Source organism: Sphingopyxis sp. (genome assembly GCF_016463645.1).
Classification (GTDB): Bacteria; Pseudomonadota; Alphaproteobacteria; order Sphingomonadales; family Sphingomonadaceae; genus Sphingopyxis.
In genome coordinates this window covers 56,450-79,629 of sequence record NZ_JAEMQX010000004.1, presented here as the reverse complement: position 1 = coordinate 79,629, position 23,180 = coordinate 56,450, and the positions used below count along the sequence as shown (strand labels likewise).

Sequence of the window (23,180 nt, the reverse complement as noted above, 5' to 3'; positions counted from 1 at the left end):
ATGCGTGGAGGCCGAATACTTTGGGGTCAGATCACAGTCGTCTTCATCATTGTTCTGGTGATGACATGGGCCGCGACGCAATGGGTGGCGTTCCGGCTCGGCTTTCAGCCCCAACTCGGAAGCCCGTGGTTCGATCTGGCCGGTTGGCCATTCTACCATCCACCCGCCTTCTTCTGGTGGTGGTTTTCCTTCGACGCCTATGCGCCCGCGATTTTCATGGAGGGGGCGGCCATCGCCACGTCGGGCGGTATCCTCGCCATTGCCGCCGCCATCCTCATGTCGATCATCCGGGCACGCGAGGCCCGCAACGTCGCCACCTATGGGTCGGCGCGATGGGCCGAGGACAAGGAAATCCGCAGCGCCGGGTTGCTCGGCCCCGATGGCGTCCTGCTCGGCCGATACGATCGCGACTATCTGCGCCATGACGGGCCGGAGCATGTGCTTTGCTTTGCCCCGACCCGCAGCGGCAAGGGCGTTGGCCTTGTGGTGCCGACGCTGCTGACCTGGCCGGGAAGCTGCATCGTCCACGACATCAAGGGGGAGAACTGGACGCTGACAGCGGGCTTTCGTAGCAAGCACGGCCGCGTCCTGCTGTTCGATCCGACCAACGCCAAGTCCTCCGCCTACAACCCGTTGCTGGAGGTGCGGCAGGGCGAATGGGAAGTCCGCGACGTGCAGAACATCGCGGACATATTGGTCGATCCCGAAGGCAGCCTCGACAAGCGGAATCATTGGGAAAAGACCAGCCACAGCCTGCTGGTCGGCGCTATCCTCCACGTCCTCTATGCCGAGAAGGACAAAACCCTATCCGGCGTCGCCAATTTTCTGTCCGATCCGCGCCGCCCGGTCGAGGCCACCTTGCGCGCCATGATGGACACGCCGCATCTGGGCGAAGCCGGCGTTCATCCCGTCATCGCGTCGTCGGCGCGCGAGCTGCTGAACAAGAGCGAGAACGAGCGTTCGGGCGTGCTGTCCACGGCCATGTCGTTTCTCGGCCTCTATCGCGATCCGGTCGTGGCGCGCGTCACAGACCGCTGCGACTGGCGCATTGCCGATCTGGTCGGAAGCAAGAAGCCGGTGACGCTCTACCTCGTCGTCCCTCCGTCCGACATCAACCGGACCAAGCCGCTGATCCGGCTCATCCTCAACCAGATCGGCCGCAGGCTGACCGAGGAATTGAGCACCTCCGGCAAGCGGCATCGCCTGCTGATGATGCTGGATGAATTTCCGGCATTGGGCAGGCTCGATTTCTTTGAATCGGCGCTCGCCTTCATGGCGGGCTACGGCCTCAAATCCTTCCTCATTGCCCAATCGCTCAACCAGATCGAGCGCGCCTATGGGCCGAACAACAGCATTCTCGACAACTGCCATGTGCGCGTCGCCTTCGCCACAAACGACGAGCGCACGGCCAAGCGCGTGTCGGACTCGCTCGGCACCGCGACGGAGATGCGCGATTCCACCAACTATGCCGGCCATCGGCTCGCGCCCTGGCTCGGGCATCTGATGGTATCGCGGCAGGAAACAGCGCGGCCGCTGCTGACCCCCGGCGAGATCATGCAGCTTCCGCCCGCCGACGAAATCGTCATGGTCGCCGGCACGCCGCCGATCCGGGCGAAGAAGGCCCGCTACTTCGAGGACGCGCGGTTGCAGGAACGCATTCTGCCACCGCCCGAATTGCCTTCCGTTCCAGCAACGAACCCGGCAACCGACGACTGGACGAGCCGCGTCATCGTAGGGGCGGACAGGCCAGCGACGACCGCTGCCCGTGGCGCGGAGGGCGATCCCCACAATGCCGGCATCCGCCGCGAGCCGGAATTACCCGAGCATGAGGAAATCGTCCCGCCGCCGACAACGCCGGCCCAGGAGTTCGACATTCTGGACGACGAGCCGGACGTGGATGCCGCCAAGGCCCGCGCGCTGCGTTCGCGGATGCGGATGATCGCCCGGCAGGCGTCCATGAACCCCGATGACGGCATCGAGCTTTGAGGGGAAGCCAATGACGACCCGCACCCGCATGAACGTCTATTTCGATCCCGAACTGCTCAAACAGGTCGAGGCGCTGTCGCTGCGCCGACAGGTCTCGAAGTCCGCCATCATCGAGGCGGCGGTCGCATCCTTCCTGTCGGGCGACACGTCGGATCGGCTGGAAGCGGCCATGTCGCGCCGTCTCGACAAGATCGGCCGACAGATCGGCACGCTAGACGAAGATCTCGCCGTCCTCGGCGAGACCCTTTCGTTGTTCGTCCATTTCTGGTTGACGATGACCCCGCCGTTGCCGGACAGCGCCAAGCAGTCCGCGCGGATCAAGGGCAACGAACGGTTCGAGGGTTTCATGCAGAATCTCGGTCGCAGGCTGGCGACCGGAGACAGGTTCCTGAAAGAGTTGTCACGCGACATGGATTCGCTGCACGACAGTCCGCCGCAAGATCAGACCGAGACCGATGGCGACGCTGTTTAGATTTTCAACCCATCCTATTTGCCGCCGATAGCCGCCGATCACCGCATCCTCTTAGATACTTGTTGAATCGGCCTGATTTCAGGCTCTTTTAATCGACCCCGTTGCGGGGTCCGTCTGTTGCGCCCCGCGAGAAATCGGGGCCGACATGACGACACATCACCAGAAACCGGAGGCGATTGCACGCGGCGCGCGCATGCTGCGCACGGCGCTCGGCGCATCCATCGCCCGGTTTCTGGAAGACCCGGCCGTCATTGAGGTGATGCTGAACCCGGACGGTCGCATCTGGATCGACCGGCTGTCCGAAGGGCTGGCCGATACGGGCGAAACACTGTCCGCCGCCGATGGCGAGCGCATCGTGCGGCTGGTCGCGCATCATGTCGGCGCGGAAGTCCACGCCCGCGCACCCCGCGTCTCGGCAGAGCTTCCCGAAACCGGCGAACGGTTCGAGGGGCTTTTACCGCCCGTCGTCGCCGCGCCCGCCTTCGCCATCCGCAAGCCCGCGGTCGCGGTGTTCACGCTCGACGACTATGTGGCGGCCGGCATCATGTCCGCCGATCAGGCCGTGACGCTGCGTGAAGCCATTGCGGCGCGCGCCAACATCCTTGTCGCGGGCGGCACGTCCACCGGCAAAACGACGCTCACCAATGCGCTTTTGGCAGAGGTGGCGAAGACGCAGGATCGCGTCGTCATCATCGAAGACACGCGCGAGCTGCAATGCGCCGCGCCCAACCTTGTCACCATGCGGACCAAGGATGGCGTCGCTACGCTTTCCGATCTGGTGCGCTCCAGCCTTCGCCTGCGCCCCGACCGCATTCCCATCGGCGAGGTGCGCGGGTCCGAAGCCCTCGACCTTCTGAAAGCGTGGGGAACGGGACATCCCGGCGGCATCGGCACCATCCATGCCGGTTCCGGCATCGGCGCGCTGCGCCGTCTCGAACAGCTCATTCAGGAAGCCGTCATCACCGTCCCGCGCGCGCTGATCGCCGAGACCATCGACCTCGTTGCCGTCCTCGCCGGGCGCGGTTCCGCGCGCCGGCTGGCCGAACTCGCCCGCGTTGAGGGGCTGGGACCGGACGGCGACTACCGCATCACCCCCGCAACCAGCCCGAAAGGAAATTCAGAATGATCCGTCATGCCCTGCGCCTGCGCCGTCACATCGCAACGGCCGCCGCCTTCACCTATGTCAGCCTGTTCCTCGCCCCGGCCGCACACGCATCCGGCTCGTCGATGCCCTGGGAAGCGCCCCTGCAATCCATCCTTCAGTCGATCGAGGGGCCGGTCGCCAAGATCATCGCGGTGATCGTGATTATCGCCACCGGCCTCGCGCTCGCGTTCGGCGACACCAGCGGCGGCTTCCGCCGCCTGATCCAGATCGTCTTCGGCCTCAGCATCGCGTTCGCGGCCAGTTCCTTCTTCCTCAGCTTCTTCAGCTTTGGCGGCGGGGCGCTCGTCTGATGGCGGGCGGCCTCGAACAACTCGACGCGGTGCCGGGATTTTCAGTCCCGGTCCATAGGGCGCTGACCGAGCATATCCTGCTCGGCGGCGCACCGCGCTCCATCGCCATCATGAACGGAACGCTCGCCGGGGCTGTCGGCCTCGGCCTGCGCCTCTGGCTTGTCGGCCTCGCCATCTGGGCCATCGGCCACTTCGCCGCCGTCTGGGCCGCGAAGCGCGATCCGCTCTTTGTCGAGGTGGGGCGCAGGCATCTGCGCATCCCGGCTTTTCTAGCGGTGTGAGGGCGCGACCATGATGAACCTTGCCGAATACCGCCGCACCGCTGCGCGTCTCGCGGACTTCCTGCCCTGGGCTGCGCTGGTCGGCTCCGGCGTCGTGCTGAACAAGGACGGAAGTTTCCAGAGGACGGCGAAGTTTCGCGGCCCCGATCTGGATTCCGCCGTCGCGGCCGAACTGGTCGCCGTCGCCGGCCGCATCAACAACGCCGTTCGTCGTCTTGGCTCCGGTTGGAGCATCTTCGTCGAGGCGCAGCGCAGCGAGGCCGCGACCTATCCCGCGAGCCAATTTCCCGAAGCCGCATCCGCGCTGCTCGACGCCGAGCGCAAGGCCGGTTTCGAGGAAGCCGGAACGCATTTCGTGTCGGGTTACTTCCTGACCTTCCTCTGGCTGCCGCCCGCCGAGGACGCCGCCCGCGCCGAAACATGGCTCTACGAGGGCCGCGAACAATCCGGCGTCGATCCATGGGAACTGCTGCGTGGCTTCATCGACCGCACCGACCGCGTGCTGGCGCTGCTCGACGGCTTCATGCCGGAATGCCGCTGGCTCGATGACGCCGGCACGCTGACCTATCTGCATTCGACCATCTCGACCAACCGGCATCGCGTCCGCGTGCCCGAGGTGCCGATGCACCTCGACGCGCTGCTTGCCGACCAGCCTTTGACCGGCGGGCTGGAGCCGCGCCTTGGCAACGCGCATCTGCGCGTCCTTACCATCATCGGCTTCCCGACCGCGACGACGCCCGGCCTGCTCGACGAGATGAACCGGCTGCCGTTCCCCTATCGGTGGAGCACGCGCGCCATCCTCATGGACAAGACCGATGCCACCCGGCTGCTGACGAAGATCAGGCGGCAATGGTTCGCCAAGCGCAAGTCCATCGCCGCCATCCTCAAGGAAGTCATGACCAACGAGCAATCCGCGCTCGTTGACACGGACGCGGCGAATAAGGCGCTCGACGCCGATATGGCCTTGCAGGAGTTGGGCGCCGACATGGCGGGCATGGCCTATGTCACGGCGACCGTCACGGTTTGGGATGCCGATCCCCGCCGTGCCGACGAGAAGTTGCGGCTGGTCGAAAAGATCATTCAGGGCCGCGACTTCACCGCGATGCCCGAAACCGTCAACGCCGTCGATGCCTGGCTCGGCTCGATCCCCGGACACGTCTATGCGAACGTCCGGCAGCCGCCCGTCTCGACGCTCAACCTTGCCCACATGATCCCGCTATCGGCCGTGTGGGCGGGGCCGGAACGGGACGAGCATTTCAGCGCGCCCCCGCTGTTCTTCGGCAAGACCGAAGGCTCGACCCCGTTCCGGTTTAACCTTCATGTCGGCGACGTGGGCCACACCCTTATCGTCGGCCCCACGGGCGCGGGCAAGTCCGTGTTGCTCGCCCTCATGGCCTTGCAGTTCCGCCGCTACGCCGATGCTCAGGTCTTTGCGTTCGACTTTGGCGGCTCGATCCGGGCCGCATCGCTCGCGATGGGCGGCGACTGGCATGATCTTGGCGGTGGACTGACGGAAGGGGATGAGGCGTCCGTCTCGCTCCAGCCGCTCGCGCGGATCGACGATGCCTATGAACGCGCCTGGGCTGCCGACTGGATCGCCGCCATCCTTGGCCGCGAGGGCGTGCCCGTAACGCCCGAGACCAAGGAATATATCTGGACGGCGCTGACATCGCTTAGCACCGCGCCGGCCGGAGAACGCACCATCACCGGCCTGACGGTGCTGCTGCAATCCAACGATCTGAAACAGGCATTGAGGCCGTATTGCATCGGCGGGGCCTATGGCCGTCTGCTCGACGCCGAAGTCGAACATCTCGGCTCGGCCGATGTGCAAGCCTTCGAGATCGAGGGCCTTGTCGGAACCGGCGCGGCCCCGGCCGTGCTCGCCTATCTGTTCCATCGGATCGGCGACCGGCTCGACGGCCGCCCGACTTTGCTCATCATTGACGAGGGCTGGCTGGTGCTGGACGACGAAGGCTTCGCAGGCCAGCTCCGCGAATGGCTGAAGACGCTCAGGAAGAAGAACGCCTCCGTCATCTTCGCCACGCAAAGCCTGTCGGACATCGACGGCAGCACTATCGCGCCCGCCATCATCGAAAGCTGCCCGACGCGCCTGCTACTGCCGAACGAACGGGCCATAGAACCGCAGATTACCGCCATCTATCGCCGCTTCGGCTTGAACGACCGCCAGATCGAAATCCTCGCGCGAGCCACGCCCAAGCGGGATTACTACTGCCAGTCGCGGCGCGGCAACCGCCTGTTCGAGCTTGGCCTGTCCGAAGTGGGCCTCGCGCTCTGTGCCGCATCGTCCAAATCCGACCAGACCGCCATCGCGCGCGTCGTCGCCGAACACGGCCGCGACGGCTTCCTTGGCCAGTGGCTGCGCCTGCGCGGCGTCGATTGGGCGGCCGACCTGATCCCCAACCTCACCAATCTCACTGAGCGGCCGGACACCGCCGCGCCGATTGGCCCCAAAGCAAAGGAGACCCTTTCATGATCCGTCTTCCCGTTCCCCGCATCGCCCGCGCTTCGGCTCTAGCCCTCGCGCTCGCCATGCCCGTAGCGCTTTCGCCGGTGCTCATCACGCCCGCTGCCGCGCAGTGGATTGTCTATGACCCGAGCAACTACGCGCAGAATCTGCTTACCGCCGCGCGCACGCTCCAACAGATCAATAACCAGATCACTTCGCTTCAGAACGAAGCGCAGATGCTCATCAATCAGGCGAAGAACCTGGCGAGCCTGCCATTTTCCTCGCTCCAGACGTTGCAGCAGAACGTGCAGCGCACGCAGCAGCTCTTGAGCCAGGCGCAAAACATCGCGTTCGACGTGCAGAAGGTCGATCAGATCTTCCAGACCCAATATGGCAACGTCTCGCTGTCCGCGACCGACGGCCAGCTTGTCGCCGACGCGCGGTCCCGCTGGCAGAACACGGTCGGCGGCTTGCAGGACGCCATGCGCGTGCAGGCCGGCGTCGTCGGCAATATCGACACCAACCGCACGCAGATGTCGGAACTGGTCGGTCAGAGCCAGAACGCGACCGGCGCGCTGCAAGCCACGCAGGCCGGCAATCAGCTTCTCGCCCTCCAGTCGCAGCAGCTTTCCGACCTGATCGCGCTGATGTCGGCCAATGGCCGTTCGGAGGCGCTGATCGAGGCCGAACGCGCCACCGCCGCCGAACAGGGACGCATCCAGCGTGAACGCTTCCTGACGCCGGGATCGGGCTACCAGCCCGGCAACGCGCAGATGTTCGGCAACGGCAACAACTGACCGGACAGGAGGGGCGCGACATGGACGGCAAGATGCCGGCCCGGCTGGGCGCGATCATATTCGTCGCCATCGCCATCACCGCCACGGTGATCGAGATGACCCGCAAGGACGAGCCGCCGCGCGGCAGGCCCGCGCCGGAGCTACAACCTCCTGCCGATCCGCTGCGCCAGAGCCTGCGCGAATGCCAGCGTCTTGGCGAGGCTGCCGCGAGCGATCCCGGCTGCCTCGCCACCTGGGCCGAGAACCGCGATCGGTTTCTCGGCCGGACGCCGGCGCCCGCCGCCCCGCATCAGAACGGGGAACAGTGAACCATGGGCGGCACCGGCGTCATCGACAACTTCCTCGGAGTCTTCACGTCCTACATCGACAGCGGGTTCGGCCTGCTCGGCGGCGAGGTGGGCTTTATCGCCACCACGCTGATCGTCATCGACGTGACGCTCGCCGCGCTGTTCTGGAGCTGGGGCGCGGATGACGACATCATCGCCCGGCTGGTCAAGAAGACCCTGTTCGTCGGCGCGTTCGCCTACATCATCTCCAACTGGAACAATCTGGCGCGCATCGTCTTCGAGAGCTTCGCCGGCCTCGGCCTGAAAGCCTCCGGCACCAGCTTTTCCACCGCCGACCTGATGCGTCCCGGCAAGGTCGCGCAGACCGGCCTCGACGCCGGCCGCCCGCTGCTCGACTCCATCTCCGACCTGATGGGCTACTGGTCGTTTTTCGAGAATTTCATCCAGATCGCCTGCCTGATGTTCGCCTGGGCGCTGGTGCTGCTCGCCTTCTTCATTCTGGCGATCCAGCTTTTCGTCACCCTGATCGAGTTCAAGTTGACCACCTTGGCGGGGTTCGTCCTGATCCCGTTCGGCCTGTTCGGCAAGACCGCCTTCATGGCCGAGCGCGTGCTCGGCAATGTCGTCTCGTCCGGCATCAAGGTTCTGGTCCTCGCGGTTATCATCGGCATCGGCTCGACGCTGTTTTCACAATTCACGGCAGGCTTCGGCGGCGCGACGCCGACGATCGACGACGCCATGGCGATCGTGCTCGCGGCCCTATCTCTTCTCGGCCTCGGCATCTTCGGTCCCGGCATTGCTTCCGGTCTCGTTTCGGGCGGCCCGCAGCTCGGCGCAGGCGCGGCCGTTGGCACCGGCCTTGCCGTGGGCGGTGCAGCTCTTGCCGCAGGCGGCGCGGCCGGTCTCGCCGTCAAGGGAGGCGCTGCCGCCATGTCCGGTGGAGCCGCCGCCGTTCGGGGCGGCGCGACCGCCGCAGGCGCAGCATCTGCCGCTTACAGCATGGGATCGCTCGGCCAGTCGGGCGCGGCAGGCGTCGCCTCCGGCCTCGGCGGTGTCGCCCGCGCCGCAGGCTCCGCCGCCGTATCGCCCCTGAAGCGCGCCGCTTCCAAAGCATCCGAAAGCGTCAAATCCAGCTTTTCCGATGGCGCACGCGCAGGTTTTGGCGTGACGGGCGGTTCCTCCACCGCAGGCACGGTCGGAGGCAGCAGTGCCGCCCCCGCAGCCGCAGCACCATCGCCACCGACCGCCGGTCCCCCGGCCTGGGCGCAGCGGATGCAGCGTTCGCAGGCCATGAACCACGGCACCACCATGGCCGCCCATGCGGTGCGCTCCGGCGACAGCCACGGTGGCGGCTCTTCCGTCAACCTTTCCGAAAGTGACCGCTCATGAGCATCTTCAAACGACCATCGACCCATTACGGCAAATCCCCCGAACCCGAGACGCCCTATCAGAAGGCGGCGCAGGCATGGGACGAGCGCATCGGCTCGGCCCGCGTTCAGGCGAAGAACTGGCGTTATATGGCCTTCGGCTCGCTGATCCTATCGGCCGGTTTTGCCGCCGCCCTTGTCTGGCAATCGGCGCGCGGGACCGTCGTGCCCTGGGTGGTGCAGGTCGATAATCTCGGACAGGCACAGACCGTTGCGCCCGCCGTTGCCGACTATCGCCCGACCGATCCGCAGATTGCGTTCCATCTCGGCCGCTTCATCGAACAGGTCCGCGCGATCCCGGCAGACGCCATCATCGTCCGCCAGAACTGGCTCAGGGCTTATGAGTGGACCACGGATCGCGGCGCGGCCGCCCTCAATGACTATGCCCGCAGCAACGACCCGTTCACGAAGGTCGGGCGGCAACAGGTCGCGGTCGAGGTGTCCAGCGTCATCCGCGCATCGAACGACAGCTTCCGCGTGGCGTGGACCGAACGGCACTATGAGAACGGCCAGCTTTCCACGACCGAACGCTGGACCGCGATCCTGACCATCGTGATCCAGACCCCGCGCGACGCCGAGCGCCTGCGCGCCAATCCGCTCGGCATCTACGTCAACGCAATCTCATGGTCGCGGGAGATGAGCCAATGACCCGCACGATGATCCGTAAAGCCGTGTTTCCGGCTTTCCGTAAATCCGGCCTTCCGGCTCTGCTGCTGTCCGCCACCATGCTCGCCGGCTGCGCCACCAACCGCCCGCCGCAGTTCAGCTATGACGCCGACGTGCCATCGCTCCCGGTCGTGCAGGCCGCCGTCACCGACGACCGGCCCCGGCCGTTGCACACGCCGTCCGCATGGACGGTCGCGCGCGGCGGGACCGCTGCCGGAACGCCGGCAGGCCGTGTCGAGAACGCCAATGCAGCCGCCCGCGTCGAACCGCGCCGCGAGGGCTATTATAACGCCATCCAAATTTATCCGTGGTCGGAAGGCGCGCTGTATCAGGTCTATGCCGCGCCGGGACAGATCACGACCATTGCGCTGGAGCCGGGCGAGGGCCTGACCGGCGCGGGACCGATTGCGGCAGGCGATACCGCCCGCTGGATCATCGGCGATACCGAGAGCGGTTCAGGCACGACGCGCCGGGTCCATATTCTCGTCAAGCCGACGCGCCCGGACATCGCGACAAACCTCGTCGTGACGACAGACCGTCGCACCTACATGATCGAGCTGCGCGCCCGCGAAGCTCTCTACATGCCGTCCGTCGCCTGGGCCTATCCGGCGCAACCGGCGGGTCAGCGCCAGACCGTTCCGGCCGCACCGATCATCCCGGCCGAGGCGGCGCGCAACTATCGCTACGGCCTGACCGGCGATAGCCCGCCTTGGAAGCCTATCTCCGTCTTCGACGACGGCCGCCGCGTCTATGTCGTCTTCCCGCGTGGCATCGTGCAGGGCGAGATGCCGCCGATCTTCGTCATCGGCTCCGATGGCGAGACCCAGATCGTCAACAGCCGCATCCACCAGAACATCCTGATCGTGGACCGGCTGTTCGGCGCGGCCGAACTGCGCCTTGGCAGCGGCGATCGGCAGCAGACGGTCAGGATCGTCCGCATAGAACAACGGCAGGCTGCACAGCCGGCAAAGGCGACCGGAGAATCCCCGTCATGACCGAAGACACGACCACTGTAGAAGCCGCAGCCGACACCACCGCACCTATGCGGCTGCGTGCCGAACCGCCGCGCGTCACCCGTCTGTCCCGCAAGATGCTTGCAGGTGTAGGAGCCGTCACGCTGTTCGGGATCGGCGGTGCGCTGATCTATGCGCTCCAGACCCGTGACATGAGAGGCAGCGGCGAAGAACTCTACTCGACCGAGAATCGCCCCACGGCGGACGGACTGTCCGGCCTGCCGCGCGACTATACCGGACCCGTCCTGGGGCCGGCCTTGCCGGGCGATCTCGGCGGCCCAATCCTCGACGCGCAGAACCGGGGCCAGCCCATCACGCCGCCCGCAATGGCGACGCCCGCTCGCGATCCTGCCGAGGAACGCCGCCTTGCCGAAGAAGAAGCCGCGCGCGTCAGCCGCGTCTTTTTCCAGACTGCACCGGGAGCGGGAACCGCAAGCCCGAGCCTCGCCGGCCTTGGCCTCAACGGCCAGCCCGGCGCGACCGGCACACAGGACAGGCATACGGCCTTCCTCAATGGTCCGGTGGACCGGCAGACCGTCGCCCTGGACCGCATCATGGCTCCCGCATCGCCCTACATCCTTCAGGCCGGGGCCGTGATCCCGGCAGCGATGATAACCGGCATTCGTTCGGACCTTCCCGGCCAGATCACCGCGCAGGTGACGGAAAACGTCTATGACAGCCCGACCGGCGCGCTTCTCCTGATCCCGCAGGGGACGCGCATCATCGGCCAATATGATGCCGGCGTGACCTTCGGTCAGCGCCGCGTACTGCTCGTCTGGAACCGCCTGATCCTGCCCAACGGCCGCTCCATCGTGCTGGAGCGCCAGCCCGGCGCGGACGCCAGTGGTTATGCCGGGCTTGAGGATGGCGTCGATTATCACTGGTGGGATCTGATGAAGGCAGCCGGCCTGTCCACGCTGCTCGGCATCGGCACGGAGCTGGCGACCGACGACGAGGACCGGCTGATCCGCGCCATCCGCGACGGGGCGCAGGACACCATCAATCAGGCCGGGCAGCAGATCGTCCAGCGCCAGTTGCAGGTCGCGCCCACGCTGACCATCCGGCCGGGCTTCCCGGTCAGGGTCATTGTGACGCGGGATTTAGTCCTCGAACCCTACAGGAACTGACTATGGCGAAGCTGAAACTCGGTCCCCTTGCCGACGACAAGCCGGTGAAGGTGACGCTGGAACTACCCGCGCAGCTCCACCGTGACCTAATTGACTATGGCGCTCTGTTGGCTGATGGCGGTGCCCCAATCGAGCCAGCCAGACTTATCGTGCCGATGCTGGAGCGGTTCATCGCCACGGATCGCGGCTTCGCCAAGGCACGGCGGCAGGCGACCTGATCCGTCACGACGGGGGTGCCGCGAGCGAACAGGCGCGAATGCGGCACGCTACACACCGCCGATCCCCCTCCATGCTTCGCCTAATTCGGGGCTTTAGCGCCTCTGAATCCACCCGCGAAACACGGAGGATACCATGTGCGCAGAGCACCGCCGCGCCCAACGAGGCCGCCCAAAAAGGCCGGCCCCCGGAACGCTCCCCGACGACCTCTACGACTATGATGACGATCCCGCGCCGCGTATCAGCCCGTCGCGTGGCAGTCCGTCTCATGTCTTCGACGTGGAGAAGCTGCCCGTAATAGACGACTGGCCCGATGAGATGCCGATCACCGAGGCCGAGATTCAGGTGTTCGAGCGCTGGTTCGCCGATGTTTTCGACGAGATGTTCGGCTCTGTCGATCTGCCAGAAGGCTTGAAAAAGTTATCTCTGTATGATAATGAAAAGCCATAACTGATGATCGAGCCACGCCATGACGACACTGAAGGTCGGGATCGCCGAACCCGATGAAATGAAGGCCCGCACCATGCGGATCGCCAGAGGCGAGGAAAAGCCAGCGCCCGGCGATCCGACCGTCTGGTTCGCGTCCACCATGTCCTTTGCCAAGTTCCTGTCGCCCAGCAATTGCGAGTTGCTTCGCATCATCCATCAGCATGAGCCGGAATCGCTGGAGGAACTGGCGCAGATCACCGGCCGCGCAAAATCCAACCTGTCCCGCACACTTAAAGCCATGGCCGGCTACGGCCTTGTTCGCATGGAGAAGGGCAAGGGTCTCAAGCTGGTCCCGAAGGTCATTCATGACCGCGTGGAGCTGGTCTTGCCGCTGATCGAGCGGCGCAAGTCGAAAGGAGCCGGCAAATGAACGCGCAATCCCCCAACGTCGCGCTGCGCGCCGCCCTTTACCTACGTGTCTCGACGGCGCGGCAGGCCGAGCATGACGTGTCGATCCCCGACCAGCGCAGGCAGGGCGAAGCCTATTGCGCGGCGCGCGGCTATCAGCTTGTCGAAATCTTCGTGGAGCCGGGCAACACCGCCACCAACGACCGCCGCCCGGAGTTCCAGCGGATGATCGAGGCGGGTACGTCGAAGCCCGCACCATTCGACGTGGTGCTGGTCCACAGCTTCTCGCGCTTCTTCCGCGACGCTTTCGACATGGAATATTACTATCGCAAGCTCGCCAAGAATGACGTTCGCCTCATCTCCATCACGCAGGAGTTAGGGGACGACCCGATCCACGACATGATGCGGCGGATCATGTCACTTTTCGACGAATATCAGTCGAAGGAGAACGGCAAGCACGTCACCCGCGCTCTGAAGGAGAACGCCCGGCAGGGCTTCTGGAATGGCGCGTTGCCACCGATCGGCTACCGGATCGCCGCCGCCGAGCAGCGTGGAGCCAAGACCAAGAAGAAGCTGGAAATCGACCCACTGCACGCCGACACGATCCGCCTGATCTACCGGCTCGCTCTCGAAGGTCAGGGCGACAGCGGCCAGATGGGCGTCAAGGCCATCGTCAAGCATCTCAACGCAAAGGGCATCTTCACCCGCGACGGCGGACGGTGGGGCATCGGCCAGGTCCACCGCGTCCTGACCCGCCGCACCTATATCGGTGAACATGAGTGGGGGAAGCGCAGCAAGCACAATGACCCGCGCGCTCCCGGCGAAATCGTCATCGTCCCGGTGCCCGCCATCATCGAGCGGGAGACCTTTGACGCCGTTCAGTCTCTTTTGCAGGCTCGCAACCCCAAGACCGAGTTGCCCGCCCGCGTGGTGATCGGGCCGACCCTGCTGACCGGCATCTGCTATTGCGGCAATTGCGGGGGAGCCATGACCATCCGCACCGGCAAGAGCGGCCGCTACCGCTACTATGCCTGCTCGATCAAGGCGCGCCAGGGCGAGACCGGCTGCAAGGGCCGCTCGATCCCCATGGACAAGCTCGACGATATGGTGGTCAACCATATCGAGGATCGCTTGCTCGATCCCGCCCGTCTGGAGAAGCTGCTTGGCAGCATCCTCGGTCGCCGCGAGGATCAGGCCGAGCGCCGCCGTGAACACATCGCCTCATTGCAGCGGCAGGCCACCGAATCGGAATCACGCCTCAAGCGGCTCTATGACGCCATCGAGGCGGGCGTCGCCGATCTGGAGGACCCCGCGCTCAAGGAGCGTATTGCCGGCCTCAAGGTTCTCCGCGATCAGGCGCGGGCCGACGCCGACCGGGCGCAAGCTATGCTCGAAAGCCCCGGCCATAGCGCTCTTAGCCCCGCAATGATCGAAGGGTTTGCACGTCGCGCGCGGGAGCGCATTCGCGGCCACGAGGGCGGCTATCGGCGGGATCACCTGCGCGCCCTGGCGCAGCGCGTCGAGGTCGCGGACGACGCAATTCGCATCATGGGATCGAAAACGGAGCTGCTAAAGACGCTTATTGCCGGTCAAGGGCGGCAATCGGCGGCGATTGGCGTGCCCAGAGGCGGTCTGGAATGGCGGAGCGGGAGGGATTCGAACCCTCGATACGCTTTTGACGTATACTCACTTTCCAGGCGAGCGCCTTCGACCACTCGGCCACCGCTCCGCATGCACTGGAACGCGGGCCCTAGTCGCTCGACGGGGCTTTCGCAAGCCGATTGGCCGTGGCAGACACCGGACATGAAACATCTTTTCCTCGCTGCTGTCGCTGCCACGTCGTTCGTCCTTCCGGCATTCGCCGCAGAACCCGCACCCGTCCCGTCGCCAGGCGAGATCGCGGCCGCGGCCCCCGCCGGCGACTGGGTCGCCATCGCGCCCGCCGACCTGCTCGTAATGGACCTTGCGCCCGACGCGAAGGGCAGACAGCGCCGCGTCATCATCCAGTTGATGCCGGCGCCGTTCAGCCAGGGATGGATCGGCAATATCCGCAAGCTTGCCGCCGCGCACTGGTGGGACGGCACCAGCGTCAACCGTGTGCAGGACAATTATGTCGCGCAATGGGGCGATGCGACCGAGAAGAAGGCGTTGCCGGCAGGGTTGGCGACGGTGCCGGAGGTCGAATATGTGAACTCGGACCCCGCAAGCAGCCAGACGTCGGTCGACGGCAAGCCGGCCATCCGGCTGTCGAAAGACGAGGCGGCCCGGAGGGGGGAGCAGATTGAACGGGCGGGAAAGCGCGATATTTTCGGCGGTATGTCAATGGCGGATGCCTACGCGCCGGACGTGATGTTCGCGGACGGATGGCCGATCGGATATTCGGATGCGCAGGTTCCGGATAGCCGCTGGCCGCTCCATTGCTATGGCGCGGTCGGCGTCGGTCGAAACCTGTCGCCCGATACCGGTTCGGGTGCCGAGCTCTATGCCGTGATCGGACATGCCCCGCGCCATCTCGACCGCAATATCGCGGTCGTCGGCCGCGTGATCAGCGGGATCGAGCATCTGTCGAGCCTGCCGCGCGGGACCGGCGCACTCGGCTTTTACGAGGATGCGGCCGATCGTGTCGCGATCATTTCGATCCGTATTGCGACCGACCTGCCTGCTGCCGACCGGCCGCGCTTCGAATATCTGTCGACCGACAGCGACAGCTTCGCCCGCTACGCCGACGCGCGCGCGAACCGCCGGGATCCCTTTTTCATCCGGCCCGCCGGCGGCGCGGACATCTGCAATATACCCGTGCCCGTGCGTCCGGTGGCGGCGAAGTAGCGCATTTGGAGGATTTCACGGTCACGACGCCGCTCTGGCGCTGGCAGTCGGCGACCGCGCCCGCGGCGTGGTTCTTCGTCACTATCGCTGGCGAGGCAGGCGACGGAATCCGTCTTGCAGCGATTAGCGGACAGTGGCTCGACGGGCGGAGGGGTTTTGGCTCGGCGAAGGTGCGCGCGGCGATCGGCGGCACGAGCTGGAGTACATCGGTCTTCCCGCACAAGGAAAGCGGTGGCTGGTTGTTGCCGGTCAAAGCCGCAGTCCGGAAAGCCGAAAGCCTCGTCGAAGGCGACGAGGTCACGGTGACGGTCAGTCTTTAGGCGGGGTCCCGGTCCTGGCTTCGCGCGCCTGCGCCTTGCGCTTGCGCAGATTGTCGCGCAGCGCTTCCGCGAGGCGACGCTCGCGTTCGATGTCGGCGGGGGAGGGCGTCTTGCTCATACGCGGCCAATCTCGCGAAATTGCCATATCGTCAAGCCTCGCACCTTGACAGGCGAGGGGAGCCCCGCCATAGGCCGCGCCTGCCCAGTGAACATGCGTTCCGGGGCTTATCGGTTGCTGCTGTAGCTCAGTGGTAGAGCGCGTCATTGGTAATGACGAGGTCGACAGTTCAATCCTGTCCAGCAGCACCATTTCTCCTCAGATTTTTGCCGCCAGCAGCCAGTCATGGAAGAGTTTCACCGCGGGCTGGCGCAGCGCGCGCGGGCGACAGACGAACCAGTAGCTGTACGGGCTGTCGACGTCGAAATCGAAGAGACGGACGAGCCGCGGGTCGTGCGCGTCGTCGAAATGGTGGCCGTGCATGAAGGCGACGCCGATGCCCTGCGCCGCGGCCTCGAGCATCAGCGGTCCCGAATCGAAATAGTCGATCCCCGCCGGTTCCAGATAGGGCATGCCGACCGCCTTCTTCCATTCGGTAAAGGTCTCGGGCATTTCACGATGAAGCAGCACCGTCATCCGCTGCATCTGTTCGGGGACCGTGATAGTCCGGTCGCCGTCGGTCAGCGCGCGCGAGGCGATCGGGAACACCTTGTCCTGATCGAGCCGCGCCGCATAGAGCGCCGGGTCGATCGAGCGCGCGAGCGCGATCGCCGCGTCGATGCCTTCGCCCAGCCGCGCCTCGCCGTGCGACATGGTGTCGATGTCGATATGCAGTTCGGGATGCTGGCGGCGGAGTTCGGGAAGGCGCGGGAACAGGCGCTGCTGCGCAAAGAGCGGCAGGACATTGAGGTGCAGGCGAAGCGACGCATCGGGGCTGCCGACCTGGCCGATCACGGTGCGCAATTCGTCGAGGATGGGCGACAGCTGTTCGTGTAGCGCGCGTCCGGTTTCGGTCAGGCTGAGCCCGTGATGATGGCGATTGAAGAGCGGGCGGCCGACGGCGTGCTCCAGCGTCTGGATCCGGCGCGACAGCGCGGGCATCGACAGGCCGAGTTCGAGCGCCGCCGCCTTGACCGTGCCGTGGCGGGCGACCTCCAGAAAGGCTTCCATGCTGCTGATGGGAGGAAGGCGTGGCATATCGGGTGCCGATGATGGCATGTGCCTCACGGACATGCCAGAATTTTGTGCGGTGCGTCATAAAATCGGATGTATCAAAGCTGCATCCGGGGGGTCGCAAAAGGGGAACCACCATCCTATCTTTCGCATTCTGACGATTTTGCGGGAGACACGCCTTGGCCGATGCAGCGGTAAAAGAAAAACTGGTCAAACTGCAGGTGGCCAATGCCCGGGCCGAGGAAAGCGGCGGCGGGATCGCGCGTATTCCGCGATCCGCCATGGCCGAACTCGGCGTCACCGAGGGTGATATCATCCAGATTACAGGCAAGCGCGACACAGCGTCGCGTGTTGTCCTGCCCTATGCCGAGGATGAAGGGCTCGAAGTCATTCGCCTCGACGGCCTGCAGCGCGCCAATGCCGGCGCCGGCGCCGGCGACATGGTCGTATTGAGCCGCGTCGAAACGCGTCCCGCGACGCGCGTCGTCTTTGCCCCCGCGCAGGAAAACCTCCGGCTGCAGGGCTCGGCCAACGCGCTGAAGCGCAGCTTTTTCGGGCGCCCGCTCGTTGCGGGCGATACGGTCGCCACCGCAGGGCAGCAGCGGCTTCCCTCGGGCGATATGCCGCCGCAGCTTCGCCAGATGCTCAACGCGCCGGCCTATGCGCTCGCCGAGGTGCGCCTGCTCGTCGTGTCGGCGAGCCCGAAGGGTGTCGTCTTCATCGATGAAAATACCGAAATCGAGCTGCTCCCCGAATATCAGGAGCCGCAGGACGCGCGGCGCACCGACGTCACCTATGACGATCTCGGCGGGCTGGGCGAGACGATCGACCAGTTGCGCGAGATGGTCGAGCTGCCGCTGCGTTATCCCGAGCTGTTCCGCCGCCTCGGCGTCGATCCGCCGCGCGGCGTGCTGCTGCACGGCCCGCCGGGTACGGGCAAGACGCGGCTTGCACGCGCGGTCGCCAATGAAAGCGAAGCGCAATTCTTCCTGATCAACGGCCCCGAGATCATGGGCAGCGCTTATGGCGAATCCGAAAAGCGGCTGCGCGATATCTTCGAGGAGGCGACGAAGTCGGCGCCCTCGATCCTGTTTATCGACGAGATCGATTCGATCGCGCCCAAGCGCGGACAGGTGCAGGGCGAGGCCGAAAAACGCATTGTCGCGCAGCTTTTGACGCTGATGGACGGGCTCGAACCGCGCACCAACCTCGTCGTGATCGCGGCGACCAACCGCCCCGACGCGATCGACGAGGCGCTGCGGCGGCCCGGCCGTTTCGATCGCGAAATCGTGATCGGCGTTCCCGACGAGAAGGGGCGGCGCGAGATATTGGGCATCCATACGCGCGGCATGCCGCTCGGCGAGAATGTCGATCTCGACGAGCTTGCGCGGACGACGTTCGGCTTCGTCGGAGCCGATATGGCGGCGCTCACGCGCGAGGCCGCGATCGAGGCGGTGCGGCGGATCATGCCCAAGCTCGACCTCGAGGCCGGGACGATCCCGCCCGAAGTGCTCGAGGAACTGCGCGTCACGCGCGAGGACTTCAACAATGCGCTGAAGCGCGTCCAGCCGTCGGCGATGCGCGAGGTGATGGTGCAGGCGCCGAAGACGCGCTGGAGCGACATCGGCGGACTCGATGCCGCGCGCGACAAGCTGATCGAGGGAATCGAACTGCCGTTGAAGAATCCCGCGGCCTTCCGGCGGCTCGGGATTCGCCCGGCCAAGGGCTTTCTGCTTTATGGGCCTCCCGGAACCGGCAAGACCCTGCTGGCGAAGGCGGCGGCACGCGAATCCGACGCGAACTTCATCTCGATCAAATCGTCGGACCTCCTCTCGAAATGGTATGGCGAGAGCGAGCAACAGATCGCGCGGCTGTTCCAGCGCGCGCGTGCCGTCGCGCCGACGATCATCTTCATCGACGAACTCGACAGCCTTGTGCCCGCGCGTGGCAGCGGGACATCGGGCGAGCCGCAGGTGACCGAACGCGTCGTCAACACGATCCTTGCCGAGATGGACGGGATCGAGGAGATGCAGTCGGTAGTCGTGATCGGGGCGACGAACCGTCCGAACCTGATCGATCCCGCGCTGCTCCGTCCAGGGCGGCTCGACGAGCTCATCTACGTCTCGGTCCCCAACGCCGAGGGACGCAAGCGCATCCTTGAAATCCAGACGGCCAGGATGCCGCTGGCGGAGGAGGTCGATCTGGGCGCCCTCGCCGAAAGGTCGGATCGCTTTACCGGCGCTGACCTCGAGGATCTGACCCGTCGTGCCGGCCTTGCCGCGCTCAAGCGCTCGATGGACAGCGAGACGGTGACGATGGAGGATTTCGAGGCCGCGCTGAAGGATACGCGCGCGTCGGTGACCGAGGCGATGGAAAAGGATTATGAAAAGATCCAGGGCGAAATCAAGCAGGCGGCGATGAGCGTCGATCCGATCGGCTTTTTCGCGCCCGGCATGCTCAAGCCCTCGCGCGAGCGCAAGCATGAGGAACCGAAGGACTGACTTTCAGCTAGGTTCCGGGCTGGTTCGGCTTGAGTGCCGACCAGCCCCAGATTGCCAGCCAGCCGCAAAAACCCGCCATCAGGCCATAGGCGACCATCGCGTGCCAGTTGTAGAGCAGCACGCCGATCGCGGGCGATATGATATAGGCCGATCCGTTGATCGATGCGGTCATCCCCGCGACCGCGCCCTGATCGCGGCGTGGTACCGATAGCGACGCGCCCGCGGTGAAGCCGGGGCGGAACAGCCCGAAACCGAGCGAGGCAAGGGCGAAGCCGATGATGATGCCGTGGAGGTCCTGCGCAAGCCCGGTCATCAATATCCCGCAGATGGCGAGAGCGGCGCCCCAGAGGACCGTCGGGCGCGGGGTCATCCTGAAAAGCGGAATCAGTCCCCATTGCGCCAACAGAGTGGCAAATGCGCTGGCCATCAGGACCGTTCCCGTGAGCCCGGCAGCGGTTTTCGGGTCTCCGCGCAAATGAAGCCGGTCGAGGATGAGGAAGCCGATGACGCCAATCATCATCGCTTGCGCCTGCCCCCCGAGGAAGCCGGCGAGCAACCACGGCCGAACCCGCGTGTCGCGCCAGCTCAGCGATTCCTGCACAGGGGCGCTCGGGTCATTCTCCTCCTCGCCCGAGGGCTCGTTCGGGCCGGCCGACAGGGGGTAGGGAGCGATCGCGCCGCGCGCCGCGAAGCGAGGGGTGTCGTTGGGCAGTCGCCAGCGCAGCATGATCAGCACGATCAGTCCGATCAGCGCGAATATCAGCATCGGACCTGCCATTCCGACGACCGGCAGAATGAAATAGGGCGCGACCGCAGGCCCGATGACCGTCCCGATCCCGAAGGACGAGGATACGAGCGAAAGAGCCTGTGTGCGTTGCTCGGGATCGGTGCGCGAGGCGACATAAGCCTGTACCGCGGGAGGGGCGGCCGAGCCCAATCCGCCGTAAAGGCTGCGGAACAGCGCGAAAATGATGAAGGTGATCCCGGCGCCGACAAGGCCCTTCAGGCCTGCCCACAGCACGAGACCGCACAATGCCATCGACGACAGGAAACCGATGACGCCAAGTGCCATCAGGGCCTTGCGGCCGCGCTTGTCCGATTGGCGCGCCCAATGTGGCGCGGTCAGGACCCAGAGCAGCGCCGACCAGCTGAATGCAAGGCTGACCCAGACATCGGGTATTTTCAGTTCGGTGCCGATTGCGGGCAGGATCGATTGCATCGCGGTATTGCCGGCCGCCGCGACCAGCATCACCGCAAAGAGCACCGCCATGCGGTCCGAAGGGATGGAATGCGATGGTGTCGCCATGTCCGCCCCTCCCTGTTGTTCCGGCCGTCAATGCCGCCTGTCCCTACACGCGGGCGGCTGTCTGTCCAGAGTCAAGACAGACTCTTTTCTTGCGCGACCGTCACGATTTTGCCACGCATTTGACCAACCGCAACAACGCGAAAGCCATCATGACCAATCCCCGGGCGCAGGCCCAGCAATCGAAAGCCCCGCTGGCCCGTCGGCTGCGCGAGGGCCTCAAACGCTTTTTCGGGCCGTGGGGCATGTTCGTCCGCGGTTTCATCAAGCATCCGGTCATGGTGGGATCGATCGTGCCGTCGTCGCCGACGCTGATCCGCCACATGCTGCGTCCCGTCGACTGGAAGAATACCAGGCTGTTCGTCGAATATGGTCCGGGCGTCGGCACTTTCTGCCGCCCCGTTCTCGAGCGCATGGCGGGCGATGCGACGCTGATCGCGATCGATACGAACGAGGATTTCATCGACTATCTGCGGAAGGACATTCGCGACAGCCGCTTCATCGCGGTCCACGGCTCGGCGGCGGATGTCGAGGAGATCGTCCGCGCGCATGGCTTCGAGCAGGCCGATTACGTCCTCTCGGGCTTGCCCTTCTCGACGCTGCCGGCCGGTGTCGGTCCCGCGATCGCCGCCGCGACGCACCGCGTGCTGCGCCCGGGCGGCGCATTTCTCGTCTACCAGTTCCGCGCCCGCGCGCGCGATTTTCTCGCGGCGCATTTCAAGCGCATCGACAACGCCTTCGAATGGGTGAACGTCCCGCCGTGCTTCCTTTTCTGGGGCTGGAAGGACTAGACCCCTTCGATCATACCTCCGGATCCGGATCGCCGAGACCGAAGTTGAGCTTCCGCGACACGGTATAATCGACAACGCCCACGACGAACCATGCGAGCGTCCAGCGTATCCGCGTGAGCCAGTTGCCGCGCGCCTTGTGCGATTCGGACGTGATGATGTCGCAATCGGGCCGCAAGCTCGCGAGAAAATTGCGCATTTTTCCGGCGAATCCGGCGTCGGCGATCCGCACCATCACCTCGACGTTCACGAACAGGCTGCGGACGTCGAAATTGGCCGATCCGATGTAGACGACATCGTCGATGACGATCAGCTTCATGTGCAGCCGGCAGGGGCGATATTCCCAGACATCGGCGGTCTTGCGCAGAAGGTAGCCGTAGAGCAGCCGTGATGCGCCGATCGTTGCGGGATTGTCCGACTTGCCCGCCATCACGAAGCGCGCGCGTCCCCGCTGCGCGACGCGCCCGAGGCGGCGGAGCATGCCTTGGCCCGGCGAGAAATAGGCCATCGCCATGTCGAGCTGCCGGGCATCCGTGAGGTCGGCGCGGACCGCGCGTGCCCATGGCGAAAGCCGCTGCGTCGGCCCGCCGACGAGCCAGGATACCGCTCCGCCGTCGATGGGCCACTCGCGGATCAGCCGCCGCAGGGTCAGCACCTTGCCGTCGTCATTGACGGCATAATCATGGATTTCCTCGAACCATTGCGCGGCACGCGCGATGCTCGGTCCCTTGATAATCATTCCGATGTCGAACCAGCAGTCGCTGCGCGGGGGGCTCAGATAGTCGTCGGCGATGTTGAACCCGCCGGTAACGGCGATATATTCGTCGACCAGGATCAGCTTCTGGTGATTGCGGATCAGATAGGTCGAGCGCCAGCGGCGCGAGAAAAAGGTGACGCTGCCGCCGGCCTCGCGAAGCGGTGCGAACAGGCTGTCGGGCGTATCGCCCGATCCGAAACTGTCGATCACCGCACGCACGCGGACGCCGCGCCTTGCGGCGGTCAACAAGGCATCGAGGATGCGCAGCCCGGCGGTATCGCCCTCGAAGATATACATGATGATGTCGATGCTGTGCGCGGCGCCGTTGATCAGGTCGAGCAGCCGGGTCAGCCGGTCGCCGCCGTCGAAGAGCAGTTCCAGCCGGTGGCCGGCCACATCCGCCGTCAGCCTTTGATGCAGATCGGCGGGAGGGCAGGCGTCGCTCATGACCCGCTCATAGGCTGGCAGCTGCAAACCCCGCAA

At 65.3% G+C, this 23,180-nt stretch carries 24 protein-coding genes, 2 tRNA genes and 1 pseudogene; 21 read left to right on the top strand and 6 right to left on the bottom strand.

The genetic code is table 11. The annotated features are described in order from the left end of the window. The 16 genes and pseudogenes from JHC57_RS02485 to JHC57_RS02410 all read left to right on the top strand — a co-directional run. Positions 1-1,986, top strand: a complete 1,986-nt coding sequence (locus tag JHC57_RS02485; protein WP_294028366.1) for a conjugal transfer protein TraG — start codon at positions 1-3, stop codon at positions 1,984-1,986. A gap of 10 nt (positions 1,987-1,996) precedes the next feature. After that, on the top strand, positions 1,997-2,458 hold the full coding sequence (locus JHC57_RS02480) for a ribbon-helix-helix protein, CopG family (protein ID WP_294028365.1): 462 nt from the start codon (positions 1,997-1,999) through the stop codon (positions 2,456-2,458). A 145-nt stretch (positions 2,459-2,603) separates the two neighbouring features. Then, positions 2,604-3,584 (top strand): P-type conjugative transfer ATPase TrbB, encoded by a 981-nt coding sequence (trbB, locus tag JHC57_RS02475; protein WP_294028363.1) that lies wholly within the window; start codon positions 2,604-2,606, stop codon positions 3,582-3,584. Beyond that, positions 3,581-3,913 (top strand): TrbC/VirB2 family protein, encoded by a 333-nt coding sequence (locus JHC57_RS02470; RefSeq protein WP_294028362.1) that lies wholly within the window; start codon positions 3,581-3,583, stop codon positions 3,911-3,913. Before trbB ends, JHC57_RS02470 begins: the two co-directional genes overlap by 4 nt. Further along, complete coding sequence (locus JHC57_RS02465; RefSeq protein WP_294028360.1) at positions 3,913-4,194, top strand: VirB3 family type IV secretion system protein; 282 nt, start codon at positions 3,913-3,915, stop codon at positions 4,192-4,194. Before JHC57_RS02470 ends, JHC57_RS02465 begins: the two co-directional genes overlap by 1 nt. A gap of 10 nt (positions 4,195-4,204) precedes the next feature. Continuing rightward, positions 4,205-6,688, top strand: coding sequence for a conjugal transfer protein TrbE (gene trbE, locus JHC57_RS02460; protein ID WP_294028358.1), 2,484 nt, complete (start codon positions 4,205-4,207; stop codon positions 6,686-6,688). Further along, positions 6,685-7,458: a P-type conjugative transfer protein TrbJ gene (trbJ, locus tag JHC57_RS02455; protein WP_294028356.1), complete on the top strand. Its 774-nt coding sequence runs from the start codon at positions 6,685-6,687 to the stop codon at positions 7,456-7,458. The genes trbE and trbJ overlap by 4 nt, the downstream gene beginning before the upstream one ends. 20 nt (positions 7,459-7,478) lie before the next feature. Next, positions 7,479-7,766, top strand: a complete 288-nt coding sequence (gene trbK-alt / locus JHC57_RS02450; protein WP_294028355.1) for a putative entry exclusion protein TrbK-alt — start codon at positions 7,479-7,481, stop codon at positions 7,764-7,766. 3 nt (positions 7,767-7,769) lie between these two features. Beyond that, positions 7,770-9,134 (top strand): P-type conjugative transfer protein TrbL, encoded by a 1,365-nt coding sequence (gene trbL / locus JHC57_RS02445; RefSeq protein ID WP_294028353.1) that lies wholly within the window; start codon positions 7,770-7,772, stop codon positions 9,132-9,134. Beyond that, entirely contained in the window at positions 9,131-9,820 is a 690-nt protein-coding gene (trbF, locus tag JHC57_RS02440) for a conjugal transfer protein TrbF (RefSeq protein WP_294028351.1), read from the top strand. The genes trbL and trbF overlap by 4 nt, the downstream gene beginning before the upstream one ends. Beyond that, positions 9,817-10,833, top strand: a complete 1,017-nt coding sequence (gene trbG, locus JHC57_RS02435) for a P-type conjugative transfer protein TrbG (protein ID WP_294028349.1) — start codon at positions 9,817-9,819, stop codon at positions 10,831-10,833. Before trbF ends, trbG begins: the two co-directional genes overlap by 4 nt. Further along, on the top strand, positions 10,830-11,978 hold the full coding sequence (locus JHC57_RS02430; protein WP_294028347.1) for a TrbI/VirB10 family protein: 1,149 nt from the start codon (positions 10,830-10,832) through the stop codon (positions 11,976-11,978). The genes trbG and JHC57_RS02430 overlap by 4 nt, the downstream gene beginning before the upstream one ends. 2 nt (positions 11,979-11,980) lie before the next feature. Beyond that, positions 11,981-12,196 carry a DUF2274 domain-containing protein gene (locus tag JHC57_RS02425; RefSeq protein WP_294028345.1) on the top strand — a complete coding sequence of 72 codons (216 nt, stop codon included), beginning with the start codon at positions 11,981-11,983 and terminating at the stop codon, positions 12,194-12,196. Between the two features lie 133 nt (positions 12,197-12,329). After that, complete coding sequence (locus tag JHC57_RS02420) at positions 12,330-12,644, top strand: hypothetical protein (RefSeq protein WP_294028344.1); 315 nt, start codon at positions 12,330-12,332, stop codon at positions 12,642-12,644. 19 nt (positions 12,645-12,663) lie between these two features. After that, the gene (locus JHC57_RS02415) at positions 12,664-13,053 is read left to right on the top strand and encodes a helix-turn-helix domain-containing protein (RefSeq protein WP_294028342.1); all 390 of its coding nucleotides are present in this window, start codon (positions 12,664-12,666) and stop codon (positions 13,051-13,053) included. Continuing rightward, a pseudogene (locus JHC57_RS02410) lies at positions 13,050-14,093 on the top strand (recombinase family protein); the annotation flags it as partial. The gene JHC57_RS02415 and the pseudogene JHC57_RS02410, both read left to right, overlap by 4 nt. Positions 14,094-14,282: 189 nt before the next feature. Here the strand turns inward: JHC57_RS02410 and JHC57_RS02405 are convergent. Continuing rightward, positions 14,283-14,438, bottom strand: coding sequence for a hypothetical protein (locus JHC57_RS02405; protein WP_294028341.1), 156 nt, complete (start codon positions 14,436-14,438; stop codon positions 14,283-14,285). Between the two features lie 231 nt (positions 14,439-14,669). Beyond that, a tRNA-Ser gene (locus JHC57_RS02400) sits at positions 14,670-14,760 on the bottom strand. Positions 14,761-14,834: 74 nt separating this feature from the next. Here JHC57_RS02400 and JHC57_RS02395 point away from each other — a divergent pair. Both JHC57_RS02395 and JHC57_RS02390 read left to right on the top strand, forming a co-directional pair. Continuing rightward, entirely contained in the window at positions 14,835-15,857 is a 1,023-nt protein-coding gene (locus JHC57_RS02395) for a peptidylprolyl isomerase (RefSeq protein ID WP_294028339.1), read from the top strand. A 5-nt stretch (positions 15,858-15,862) separates the two neighbouring features. Continuing rightward, complete coding sequence (locus JHC57_RS02390) at positions 15,863-16,177, top strand: DUF1905 domain-containing protein (RefSeq protein WP_294028338.1); 315 nt, start codon at positions 15,863-15,865, stop codon at positions 16,175-16,177. Here the strand turns inward: JHC57_RS02390 and JHC57_RS02385 are convergent. Further along, positions 16,167-16,295 (bottom strand): hypothetical protein, encoded by a 129-nt coding sequence (locus JHC57_RS02385; RefSeq protein ID WP_294028336.1) that lies wholly within the window; start codon positions 16,293-16,295, stop codon positions 16,167-16,169. The genes JHC57_RS02390 and JHC57_RS02385 overlap by 11 nt on opposite strands. Before the next feature lie 116 nt (positions 16,296-16,411). Between JHC57_RS02385 and JHC57_RS02380 the strand changes: the two genes are divergently transcribed. Beyond that, a tRNA-Thr gene (locus tag JHC57_RS02380) sits at positions 16,412-16,486 on the top strand. Positions 16,487-16,493: 7 nt separating this feature from the next. On the opposite strand, the gene JHC57_RS02375 is transcribed toward JHC57_RS02380, so the two are convergent. Further along, positions 16,494-17,372 carry a LysR substrate-binding domain-containing protein gene (locus JHC57_RS02375; RefSeq protein ID WP_294028334.1) on the bottom strand — a complete coding sequence of 293 codons (879 nt, stop codon included), beginning with the start codon at positions 17,370-17,372 and terminating at the stop codon, positions 16,494-16,496. Between the two features lie 155 nt (positions 17,373-17,527). On the opposite strand from JHC57_RS02375, the gene JHC57_RS02370 reads away from it, so the two are divergent. After that, positions 17,528-19,849, top strand: a complete 2,322-nt coding sequence (locus tag JHC57_RS02370) for a CDC48 family AAA ATPase (protein WP_294028332.1) — start codon at positions 17,528-17,530, stop codon at positions 19,847-19,849. A 7-nt stretch (positions 19,850-19,856) separates the two neighbouring features. Here JHC57_RS02370 and JHC57_RS02365 read toward each other — a convergent pair whose 3' ends face one another. Beyond that, the gene (locus JHC57_RS02365; protein WP_294028330.1) at positions 19,857-21,155 is read right to left on the bottom strand and encodes an MFS transporter; all 1,299 of its coding nucleotides are present in this window, start codon (positions 21,153-21,155) and stop codon (positions 19,857-19,859) included. A 149-nt stretch (positions 21,156-21,304) separates the two neighbouring features. On the opposite strand from JHC57_RS02365, the gene JHC57_RS02360 reads away from it, so the two are divergent. Further along, positions 21,305-21,943, top strand: coding sequence for a methyltransferase domain-containing protein (locus JHC57_RS02360; RefSeq protein ID WP_294028328.1), 639 nt, complete (start codon positions 21,305-21,307; stop codon positions 21,941-21,943). Between the two features lie 10 nt (positions 21,944-21,953). On the opposite strand, the gene JHC57_RS02355 is transcribed toward JHC57_RS02360, so the two are convergent. Continuing rightward, positions 21,954-23,144 carry a phosphatidylserine/phosphatidylglycerophosphate/cardiolipin synthase family protein gene (locus JHC57_RS02355; protein WP_294028327.1) on the bottom strand — a complete coding sequence of 397 codons (1,191 nt, stop codon included), beginning with the start codon at positions 23,142-23,144 and terminating at the stop codon, positions 21,954-21,956. Between the last annotated feature and the right edge of the window lie 36 nt (positions 23,145-23,180).

What these genes read in the sequence shown, in the direction of transcription:
- trbB (WP_294028363.1), top strand. Translation starts at nt 2,604, where the DNA reads ATGACGACACATCACCAGAAACCGGAGGCGATTGCACGCGGCGCGCGC.
- JHC57_RS02405 (WP_294028341.1), bottom strand. Translation starts at nt 14,438, where the DNA reads ATGGCCGGGGCTTTCGAGCATAGCTTGCGCCCGGTCGGCGTCGGCCCG.
- trbJ (WP_294028356.1), top strand. Translation starts at nt 6,685, where the DNA reads ATGATCCGTCTTCCCGTTCCCCGCATCGCCCGCGCTTCGGCTCTAGCC.
- JHC57_RS02375 (WP_294028334.1), bottom strand. Translation starts at nt 17,372, where the DNA reads ATGCCACGCCTTCCTCCCATCAGCAGCATGGAAGCCTTTCTGGAGGTC.
- JHC57_RS02385 (WP_294028336.1), bottom strand. Translation starts at nt 16,295, where the DNA reads ATGAGCAAGACGCCCTCCCCCGCCGACATCGAACGCGAGCGTCGCCTC.
- trbL (WP_294028353.1), top strand. Translation starts at nt 7,770, where the DNA reads ATGGGCGGCACCGGCGTCATCGACAACTTCCTCGGAGTCTTCACGTCC.
- JHC57_RS02420 (WP_294028344.1), top strand. Translation starts at nt 12,330, where the DNA reads ATGTGCGCAGAGCACCGCCGCGCCCAACGAGGCCGCCCAAAAAGGCCG.
- trbE (WP_294028358.1), top strand. Translation starts at nt 4,205, where the DNA reads ATGATGAACCTTGCCGAATACCGCCGCACCGCTGCGCGTCTCGCGGAC.
- JHC57_RS02470 (WP_294028362.1), top strand. Translation starts at nt 3,581, where the DNA reads ATGATCCGTCATGCCCTGCGCCTGCGCCGTCACATCGCAACGGCCGCC.
- JHC57_RS02480 (WP_294028365.1), top strand. Translation starts at nt 1,997, where the DNA reads ATGACGACCCGCACCCGCATGAACGTCTATTTCGATCCCGAACTGCTC.
- JHC57_RS02485 (WP_294028366.1), top strand. Translation starts at nt 1, where the DNA reads ATGCGTGGAGGCCGAATACTTTGGGGTCAGATCACAGTCGTCTTCATC.
- JHC57_RS02465 (WP_294028360.1), top strand. Translation starts at nt 3,913, where the DNA reads ATGGCGGGCGGCCTCGAACAACTCGACGCGGTGCCGGGATTTTCAGTC.
- JHC57_RS02425 (WP_294028345.1), top strand. Translation starts at nt 11,981, where the DNA reads ATGGCGAAGCTGAAACTCGGTCCCCTTGCCGACGACAAGCCGGTGAAG.
- JHC57_RS02365 (WP_294028330.1), bottom strand. Translation starts at nt 21,155, where the DNA reads ATGGCGACACCATCGCATTCCATCCCTTCGGACCGCATGGCGGTGCTC.
- trbK-alt (WP_294028355.1), top strand. Translation starts at nt 7,479, where the DNA reads ATGGACGGCAAGATGCCGGCCCGGCTGGGCGCGATCATATTCGTCGCC.
- JHC57_RS02430 (WP_294028347.1), top strand. Translation starts at nt 10,830, where the DNA reads ATGACCGAAGACACGACCACTGTAGAAGCCGCAGCCGACACCACCGCA.
- trbF (WP_294028351.1), top strand. Translation starts at nt 9,131, where the DNA reads ATGAGCATCTTCAAACGACCATCGACCCATTACGGCAAATCCCCCGAA.
- JHC57_RS02395 (WP_294028339.1), top strand. Translation starts at nt 14,835, where the DNA reads ATGAAACATCTTTTCCTCGCTGCTGTCGCTGCCACGTCGTTCGTCCTT.
- JHC57_RS02360 (WP_294028328.1), top strand. Translation starts at nt 21,305, where the DNA reads ATGACCAATCCCCGGGCGCAGGCCCAGCAATCGAAAGCCCCGCTGGCC.
- JHC57_RS02355 (WP_294028327.1), bottom strand. Translation starts at nt 23,144, where the DNA reads ATGAGCGACGCCTGCCCTCCCGCCGATCTGCATCAAAGGCTGACGGCG.
- JHC57_RS02415 (WP_294028342.1), top strand. Translation starts at nt 12,664, where the DNA reads ATGACGACACTGAAGGTCGGGATCGCCGAACCCGATGAAATGAAGGCC.
- trbG (WP_294028349.1), top strand. Translation starts at nt 9,817, where the DNA reads ATGACCCGCACGATGATCCGTAAAGCCGTGTTTCCGGCTTTCCGTAAA.